The following is a 9,148-nucleotide window of genomic DNA, read 5'->3' on the forward strand; positions in this document are numbered from 1 at the left end:
AATCCTCCCGCAGCTGATTGAAACAAAGGATTTTATCAAATTTAAAGTTATTACGCTCAACGGCAAAGCAGTAAAAAACAAGGGTATGGCTCTTTTCCCGCGCAAAATTGACGGCAGCTACGTTATGCTCTCGCGCCAGGACGGTGAAAATAGTCATATCATGTTCTCAGACAATATCCATTTCTGGCAGGAGTCCAAAATCATCCAGGAGCCAACATGGCCCTGGGAGTTCATTCAGATCGGCAACTGCGGTTCCCCCCTGGAAACCGATAAAGGCTGGATCGTGCTCACCCACGGTGTCGGGCCCATGCGGCAGTATTGCATCGGCGCCATACTGCTCGATCTTGAAGACCCGGCAAAAATCATCGCCCGCCTTCAAGAGCCGTTACTTGCACCGCGTGAGGAAGAGCGCGAGGGGTATGTCCCCAATGTTGTCTATACCTGCGGCGCGATTTTCCACAATAGCGACCTGGTCATTCCCTACGGCATGTCTGATATTACATGCGGCATAGCAACTGTTAATGTAAGCGAACTAATTGACTGCATGCACACGGTAGCTTGAACACTGGGACGACTTTGCACAAAGGTCAGACAGTCAAGATTGTACTACAAATGCTTCATGCTTTTCTTTCAACCAGTTTTTGGAAAGGAACGCTTTTTTGTTGAACGATGCCTCGAAGAAGTCTTCCTAGGATATCGGCACCCGTAATGACCCGTTTTTGTTCACCCCATACCAAAATGATATCTTCATCAATGACATCATCGTCCGGTCCCTCCGCATGGACTTTCAAACGGGGTATGGTTTCTCCTAAACGTGCCGTGGTATCTCTGACAATGATAGGACGGTGACAGTGAAGATAGGGAAAAGGTCGAAGCTCAAACAACGCAGACCTTAGAAAGCCGTCTGAATCCAGAACCGTTCTTGGTTCCCCGGAACGGTCCGTAATAATGACCCATTTCTTCCCAGCCATATGGATTGCCTTCAGAAAATCATTCTCCGTCGAAGGTCCAATGGTCGGGAAAACCGGCATATCGTTTTCGAATGGAAGACTGATAATCGTTTTCGGATCTATAGGTTCTCCTTCACGAGCAACCGTTATGTCGTCTATTGCTAGGAAATTCAAGGCGCCTTTTCCTTCGACCTTTTCAATATCGGTTTCTGCGGCTTTTATGTGCATATCTATAATTTCTTGAAAGTCCCTTTCCCGAAAGTATTGCACCGCTTCGGTCCCGAGCCACTTGTCGAGGATCAGGGCCGTTGATTTTGCTACGGGGAAAAGCAGTATTTGGTAGAAACGAAGAGCGGGCGACAATAAAGAAGCCATTTTTATGGCGTGTCGAGAAAAATACGCCTGGGGTATTATTTCACCAAAGAATGTGATGATCACCGTGGAAAACAAAAACGCCATGACACCGGCAAGAACGGAATTGGATAGCAGTGTCAAAAGAACGTTAATGCCTACATTTCCCCACAGGATTGTGGTCAACAGAAAATTCGAGTCCTTTCTTAATGCAAGGACCTTCATGGCTTTTTGATTGCCTTTTGACGCTTCCATTTCCAGCCGCAGCTTGCTGATGCTAAAAAAAGCCAGATTGAGACCGGAAAACATGGCCGATTGGGTGATGCAAAAACCTATCCCTAACCATATTAGGAGTTTCATTGAATAAATCCTCCAGGCAAAGGTTTTGCGCCATCTTCAAAGAAATTCTGTTGTGTTTCATACAGTTCATAACTTGATATTACAATGCATTTCTAGTAAAAGTCTTCATGCAGTCATATCGTTTGAAAAGGCGCCGGCCATTGTGTTTAAATGGCGAGGCATTTGGAAGATTGATTTGCCCCTGGTAACAATAAATTGGATTCTTGATTGCAAGGCGAGGGCTTTAGGCTATGAAAAAGGAACTTTGGACAGTCACCCAGATCGTCGAGTTTTTTGAAATAGACGAGGCCTTTCTTTGTCAACTGGAAGAGGAGGAAATTGTCTGTCCGACCTGCGGTGACGATCCCTCTTCAAAGGTGTTTCCCTCGAGCGAACTGGAAAAAGTCCGGCTAGCAAAGATCCTTGTTGCCGAGATGGGGGTTAATTTGGCAGGCGTCGACGTTATCCTGCGAATGAGACGGAATATGATTGCCATGAGAAAACAATTCGACGGCATTTTGGAAACCCTGGCCAAAGACTTACGAGAATCTCTGAGGCAGACGTGATGTGTTTCTTGCTGGATTGTTACAATCGGATATCACCCCTCAGATTCCCTTCGTAGAACCGATTCATGTTTTCCGCCGCTTCAAGTATTGTCGGGTCGTCTGTTTTGGGAACCTTGACGACCAGCTTCAGCATGAGGTCGCCACGCTGTTTGGTCTTGGGATCTGATGCGCCTTTTCCTTTCAGCCTCATAGTCTGACCGCTCTGGCTTTTGGGTGGGACCCTGACGTTGGTTTGTCCATCTATCGTCGGAACGGTGATGGTGGCGCCCGCCATGGCTTCAGCAACGGTTACCGGCACTTCCATGTAGAGGTTGTTCCCCTTCCGTTTCAGATAAGGATGGGCTTTTACATGCATGACCAGATAGAGGTCACCTGCCGGCGCACCTCCAAAACCAGGCTCTCCCTTTCCGGCTACCCGGATTTTTGAACCTTCTTTGACGCCTTGTGGGATGACAACTTTGATCTTCTCTGTGCCAGGGACTTGCCCGGTCCCTCCACATTGACTGCAGACTTTTCCCGTTTTTCCACGGCCCCGGCACTGCGGACAGGCCTTGGTAAAATGCAGAGGACCTTCTGCCACGTCCATACGCCCGGTTCCGTTGCAGGACGGGCAGGTTGCGGCCGCAACCTTTGGATCTGACCCCGAACCCTGGCATCCAGCGCACACCTTCAGTTTTTGCATGGATATGTGGGTTTCAAATCCTTTCAGAGCTGAGACCAAATCGGCGTTCATATCGTATTCAATATCTCTGCCTGCAGAAACGGTCGTGGAAGTAAAGGGTTCGGCTCTTTGCCCAGCGCCGAAAAGATCCCCGAAGATGTCCTCGTAGCTGTGGTACTGCCCGAAATCCTGCCAGGCTCGGCCACCTCCCGCTCGCTCAGCAGAGCTCCATTTTCTGTATTGTCGGGCCCCTTTGGCATCAAATCCTGCGCGAAGGCCTTCTTCGCCAAACTCGTCATAGAGCTTTCTTTTTTCTTTGTCTCCCAGGCAATCGTAGGCCTGCGCAACAGCCTTGAACCTTTCCTCCGCCTCTTTATTGCCCGGGTTGATGTCCGGATGCCATTTCCTGGCGAGTTTTCGATAGGCCTTTTTTATTTGCTCTTCAGAGGCGTTTTTAGGTACGCCTAAAACGTCGTAATAGTCTTTAGACACGAAAGATTCCTCTCTGGCTTTTTGTTGCGCTTAACTGCACTCCTTGGTTCTCGTTCTGTTTTTTCGGACCGTATCGACTGGTTATTTCATATACCAAACCCGGTATGACCGTTCAACGGGTTTCCGTTCCGGAAACCATAAGAACCCGCGATTCTGGTTTTTTGTTCGCCATAGGCACTAAATGCTTTACAAACAATCTGTTATGGGGTTAACAAAATAGGCGCCCAACAGACATAAAAGCAGGGTTAATCAATGTCAAAAGAAAAACCCGGAGAATCGATGGCGCTATTGACCATGTCTGCCCCCATAGGCTAAAAAGGTATTGGTTTGGGGAGAACCGTCAGGCTCCATATGAGATCCAGGCAAAGATCCTAGGCCCCCTTCTTAAAAGCAAGACAAGAGGTTGAAGCATTCAACGCCAATCGCGGATACAACACCTGCGGCATCAGATGTCTCAGGTAAACCCTAATGTTGCATAAACAACATGGCAACAGAAGAAAAAAAAGCAAGAATAACATTTGGTTGAGCATTCATGATGCATTGTTCAGAAATCCACCGACAGTGACATCCATGAAAAGCGAAAAACCTGCCATGTTGTTTACCCTTCGGGAAACAGGGCCACATTGTGGGACGAATGACTTCAGTCGTGGACAGTAGGGAATGCAAATGTTAGGAAAAAAAAGATTCGAATTCCGGGGCGACAGGAATCTTTTGCGCAATTGCTAGTACCGACCTGGACACCAGAGGAACACGCTTTCTTGCTGGAAAAGGGGGAAAAATGGGATACGACACGGGCCTCAGAGGGTATACCTCCAAAAGGATTGAGGAGATAGAACGTGCCGACATTCTGGTGGGGATTCCCTGTTACAATAACCAGGGGACGACCGACCATGTGATTCAGATGGTCACCCACGGGCTTTTTAACCATTACAAGGACCTTCGATCGGTCATCATGATTGCCGATGGCGGTTCCACCGATGACACTAGGGAGGTGGCCAAGGAATTTCAGATCAAGCCGTGGCAGGAAAAGATCGTGTCTATATACCGAGGGCCCGGCGGCAAAGGTTCGGCTTTTCGGTCCATCTTTGAGGCAGCCAGACGCCTTAAGGTGAAAGCTTGCATGGTCGTAGACTCTGACCTACGTTCCATAACAAGTGATTGGGTCAAGTATCTCCTCGAACCCATTTTGAAAAAGGATTACCAATACGTTTCTCCGCTTTACTCCCGATACAAATACGACGGAACCATTACCAACAATATCGTGTACAACCTGACCCGAGCATTGTATGGGTTGAGAATACGACAGCCCATTGGTGGGGACTTCGCCTTTGTGGGTGACCTGGCCAAGTACTACATCGAACAGGATGTATGGGAAACAGATGTAGCGCGTTACGGGATCGATATTTGGATGACCACCAACGCCATCACCAATAACTTCAACATCTGCCAGTCTAATCTGGGGGTGAAGATACACGATGCCAAAGATCCAGCCGAATCCCTTGGGCCCATGTTTCGGCAAGTGATTCACACGCTGTTCGTACTTATGGAGCAAAACGAAACTGCCTGGAAGGCCGTGAAAGGGAGCCGGACAGTTCCTTTGTTCGGACTCGAAAAACTCATGGAGCCCGATCCCATCCAAGTGAATCTCGAACGGCTGGTGCAGGAATACAAAACAGGATTTCGCCATTTCAAAGGGCTTTACAAGGATATTTTCTACCCTGATTGTTTCGAGGCATTGAAAAAATGCGCCAAAAAGGCCAAAACCAAATTCGTCATGCCGGTGAAAACATGGGCCATGGTTCTCTATGAAACGGCCGCCACATTCCATCGCTGGAGCGACAACCGGACACAACTGGTCTCTCTGGTTACACCGCTTTATCTCGGTCGGGTGGCATCCTTTATCAATCAGACCAAGAAAATGACCTCCATTGAAGCAGAAGAAGTCGTGGAGCAACAGGCCCAGGTTTTTGAAGACGAAAAAGACTATCTGGTTCAACTCTGGGATACCAAGGAGCAGAAAGGGTAGGAGCAAGATGAAAGAGCCGAGGAGACTTCTGTTTCCCAACCTTCCAGAACGGCTTAGGGCGCTTGAAGACCTTGCCGAAAACCTGTGGTGGAGCTGGCACCCGGCCGCAAGGATGCTTTTCAAGAGACTGGATCGGCAAGCTTGGAAGGAAACGGGGCATAATCCGGATAAGATGTTGAGAGTGCTTCCTCCTGAGGTTCTGGAATCGGCTGCCAATGATCCGGACTACTTGAAAAGCTATGATTCCGTGATTTCCAGATTTCAAAAAGACATTGCGTCAAAAGAGTGTTGTTACTTGGAAAAAACCCGAGATCCCAATCTGCGGCCCATAGCCTATTTTTCCGCTGAATATGGTCTCCACCATTCACTGCCTTTCTATGCCGGCGGGTTGGGTTTCTTGGCCGGTGATTTCCTCAAGGAATGCAGTGACTTGAGCGTTCCCTTGGTGGCCATGGGCTTCATGTACCCGGAGGGGTATTTTCGACAATATATCCGCGAGGATGGCTGGCAGGAGCAGGCCCATCAGGTGCTGGACCGAGACGCCGCATCCATTTCCAGGGTCCTGGATGAAAAGGGCCGGCAAGTTGTGGTAAAGGTGCCGTTGATTGACCCGCCGATTCACGTGGCAGTTTGGAAAACCGAGGTTGGGTGCATATGTCTTTATCTCATGGACACGGATATCGAGATCAACGATCCATGGAACCGGGGCATCTCCGCCCAGCTATATTCTGGCGACGTTGAACAGCGCCTTCGCCAGGAAATCGTACTGGGTATTGGCGGCTCCCAGGTCCTTGAGAAACTGGGCCTCCGGTACTCTGCCTTACACCTGAACGAAGGCCATCCCGCCTTTGCCCTTCTGGAGGACATCAGGGATCTGGTTCAGGCAGGCAGACCCTTTGAGGAAGCCAGTGGAATCATCCGGGCCAGGACCGTTTTTACCACCCATACGCCCGTTCCGGCCGGCCATGATGTGTTCCCGTTTCATCTGATGGAGAAATACTTCCATTCATACTGGCCTTCTCTGGGTCTGGGCCATGACCGTTTCCTTGAACTGGGAATTCATCCCGGCGAGAGAGATGCCGGTTTCAACATGACGGTTCTGGCGCTTCGAATGTCAGGGCATCGCAATGCCGTGAGCCGGAAACACGGCGAAGTCACCCGACGGATGTGGCAATGTTTGTGGCCTAGCGAACCGGAGGACAAGGTCCCCATTGACTACGTCACCAACGGTGTTCACGTGCCCACATGGATTGAGCCCAAGTTGGAACTCCTTTTCAACGAATACCTGGGGCCGGACTGGCTGGACGACCATGATAATCCATCGGTGTGGGAGGCTATAGACAAAATTCCGGACGAGAAACTGTGGAAGACCCACTACTGGTTAAAGATCAAGTTGATCGATGCTATTCGAGAGAGGTCCCGCCGTCGATGGTCCGCGGATCATGTGAGCCCTTCCTGGGTCCTGGCTGGCGGAAGCTTCCTGGACCCGTCTGTGTTGACCATCGGATTTGCCCGGCGTTTTGCCACATACAAGCGGGGGGATCTCATCTTTTTCGACATGGGGCGGTTGAAAAGGCTCCTGAACGACCGATGGAGACCCGTTCAGATCATTTTTGCCGGCAAGGCCCACCCGGCCGATGATCCAGGCAAAAGAATCCTGCAAAGAATATTCAACATGACCCGCGATCCTTCATTGGGCGGGCGGATTGCCTTTGTGGAAGACTACGGGGAGCAGTTTGCCCAATATTTGGTTCACGGGGTGGACGTATGGCTGAACAACCCCCTTCCTCCTATGGAGGCCAGTGGCACGAGCGGCATGAAATCAGCGCTCAATGGAGTGCCAAACCTGAGCATATTGGATGGTTGGTGGATAGAAGGATTTGACGGCACAAACGGATGGGCTTTTGGCCATGAAGAGGTAGATGGCCGTGGCGATCAGGCAGACGCCGAAGCGATTTACAGAATCCTGGAAGAAGAAGTCGTTCCACGATACTACATGGCCTCAACAGACGGCGTTCCCAATGATTGGGTCGGCCTCATGAAGGCGTCCATCAAGAGCAATGCGTGGCGTTTTTCTGCCCGAAGGATGGCTCGTGAATATATCGACAAATTCTATTCGAAAGTCTTGGATGGATCTGAGGGCGGTAGTCCTTCTTAGTGCAGAAACAACTTTGGGAGATCCGGCCTGTCGGCAGGATTGGCAAACCAACTTCATAAGGCTCACGGACAATCTGTGGGAGGCATTTCAGCCCATGCATGTGTTTGTCGCCGGCGATGTCGCGATGACCGGGACAGCGGCAGAACATGAAAGGTTCCAGACCATCTGCGGGCGTTATCCCTGGAAATGGCACGTTGCCATGGGGGATCATGACCGGCCTTTGAGCGTTTTCCAGAAGTATTGGGGGCCGCCACACGGGGTGACCGAATTCCGAGGATGGCGGTTCATTGGGGTCGATACGTCAGAGAAACGCTTCACAGAAGAAGAAGCCCGGTGGCTCCACCGGCAAATCGATCATGATGCGATCATCTACATGCACATGCCCCCGAGGATGGAAAGCTGGGCATTCCACTCTTTGAGCGCTGAGTGCACCGCTCGATTTCTGGGCGTGTTGGATGATTTTCCCGAACGGATTCGAGCGTGTTTTTTTGGCCACATTCACTCCTATGACCGCAAGGAATACCGAGGTATCCCACTTGTCGTTACCGGAGGAGGTGGCGCAGAATCCAGATATCTCGGTTCAAAAGGATATGAGGGCACGAGGCCTTTCCAGGCCATGATTTTTGATACGGCAAACGGGAAGATTTCCTTGTTCGATGAAGGATAGGCGAGAGTCAACCCGCTCCACCAAGATGGGTGTATCGGATAACGCCAATGGAGCGGCTTTCCTGGCGAATTGACCATGTAGTAGACACATGACGAAATGCATTTTGGGGGTGATGGAGATGAAGAGATCGCAGGTTTTTTTTGTGTTTTTTGGAGTTGTACTTTCAGTCGCTTTGAACGTATCAACCACCGCAGGCGAAGACCCGAAAACGCTAACGTTGCTTCGCGGTCTGGATGCTGTTTATGTGCAGGTCAAGGATTTCGGTCCCGAACTGGCAAAGGAACTCCGGAAAGGAGGCTTGGTTCAAGATCAGGTGCAGATGAGTGTGGAAAGAAGGCTTGAAAAGGCCGGGATACGGCTTCAGTCGGAGGAGGTCTTCGGAAAATCTTCCAACAAGACAGTCCTTCTGGTGAAAGTCGATTTTCTCATGCCCGACGCCATGAAGAAGATCGGATACACTGTGGAAGGAGAACAGATCTCCAAGGGCGGGGATTCGCACAAATATGTGTACAGGGTCGATGTGGCTCTCCGGCAGCGGGTTTCTCTCCTCAGAGACCCCGCCGTGCAGGGAATGGCCACCACATGGTCAGCCGGCTCCGTTGGCTTTCGTCGCTTAATGCGGATTCATGCAGACGTGATGGGCCTGGTGGATTCCTTCATCGATGCCTATACAGCGGCCAATCCAAAATGACCCCGTGTCTTTTGGCTTTTTTGGTATCACTCCCGGACAGGATCGTCCCGTAGATCTAAATCAAAAATAATCCACCGGCTCTGCCGGTGAGAATTGAAAAGGCTCTGCCGTTTAAGGCGTTAACATCATAGACAGGATTTACTGGATGGACAGGATTTTTTTGCCTTTCCTGAAGAAAGGCAACAAGTATCATCCCTCTTCGAGGGAAAAAATGGGCCTCATTGACGGGAAATTATTTACTGCGGAA

General features: G+C 50.2%; 8 protein-coding genes. 6 read left to right on the forward strand and 2 right to left on the reverse strand.

Annotation, left to right across the window (positions count from 1 at the left end; genetic code table 11):
- Positions 1–562: glycosidase (locus JW883_07210; protein MBN1842051.1), on the forward strand; the 562-nt coding region annotated here is incomplete at its 5' end.
- A gap of 55 nt (positions 563–617) precedes the next feature.
- Here JW883_07210 and JW883_07215 read toward each other — a convergent pair.
- Positions 618–1,661 carry a DUF21 domain-containing protein gene (locus JW883_07215; protein MBN1842052.1) on the reverse strand — a complete coding sequence of 348 codons (1,044 nt, stop codon included), beginning with the start codon at positions 1,659–1,661 and terminating at the stop codon, positions 618–620.
- 230 nt (positions 1,662–1,891) lie between these two features.
- On the opposite strand from JW883_07215, the gene JW883_07220 reads away from it, so the two are divergent.
- Positions 1,892–2,206: a hypothetical protein gene (locus JW883_07220; protein ID MBN1842053.1), complete on the forward strand. Its 315-nt coding sequence runs from the start codon at positions 1,892–1,894 to the stop codon at positions 2,204–2,206.
- Positions 2,207–2,225: 19 nt separating this feature from the next.
- On the opposite strand, the gene dnaJ is transcribed toward JW883_07220, so the two are convergent.
- A complete protein-coding gene (dnaJ, locus tag JW883_07225) occupies positions 2,226–3,359 on the reverse strand; it encodes a molecular chaperone DnaJ (GenBank protein MBN1842054.1) in 1,134 nt (377 codons plus the stop codon).
- 778 nt (positions 3,360–4,137) lie between these two features.
- Between dnaJ and JW883_07230 the strand changes: the two genes are divergently transcribed.
- The 4 genes from JW883_07230 (at position 4,138) to JW883_07245 (ending at position 8,901) form a co-directional block, all read left to right on the forward strand.
- On the forward strand, positions 4,138–5,385 hold the full coding sequence (locus JW883_07230; protein MBN1842055.1) for a glycosyltransferase: 1,248 nt from the start codon (positions 4,138–4,140) through the stop codon (positions 5,383–5,385).
- Positions 5,386–5,392: 7 nt separating this feature from the next.
- The gene (glgP, locus tag JW883_07235) at positions 5,393–7,543 is read left to right on the forward strand and encodes an alpha-glucan family phosphorylase (GenBank protein ID MBN1842056.1); all 2,151 of its coding nucleotides are present in this window, start codon (positions 5,393–5,395) and stop codon (positions 7,541–7,543) included.
- A 94-nt stretch (positions 7,544–7,637) separates the two neighbouring features.
- A complete protein-coding gene (locus JW883_07240) occupies positions 7,638–8,210 on the forward strand; it encodes a hypothetical protein (protein MBN1842057.1) in 573 nt (190 codons plus the stop codon).
- An 88-nt stretch (positions 8,211–8,298) separates the two neighbouring features.
- A complete protein-coding gene (locus JW883_07245; protein MBN1842058.1) occupies positions 8,299–8,901 on the forward strand; it encodes a hypothetical protein in 603 nt (200 codons plus the stop codon).
- Positions 8,902–9,148 lie beyond the last annotated feature (247 nt).

It is taken from the genome of Deltaproteobacteria bacterium (genome assembly GCA_016930875.1).
Classification (GTDB): Bacteria; Desulfobacterota; Desulfobacteria; order Desulfobacterales.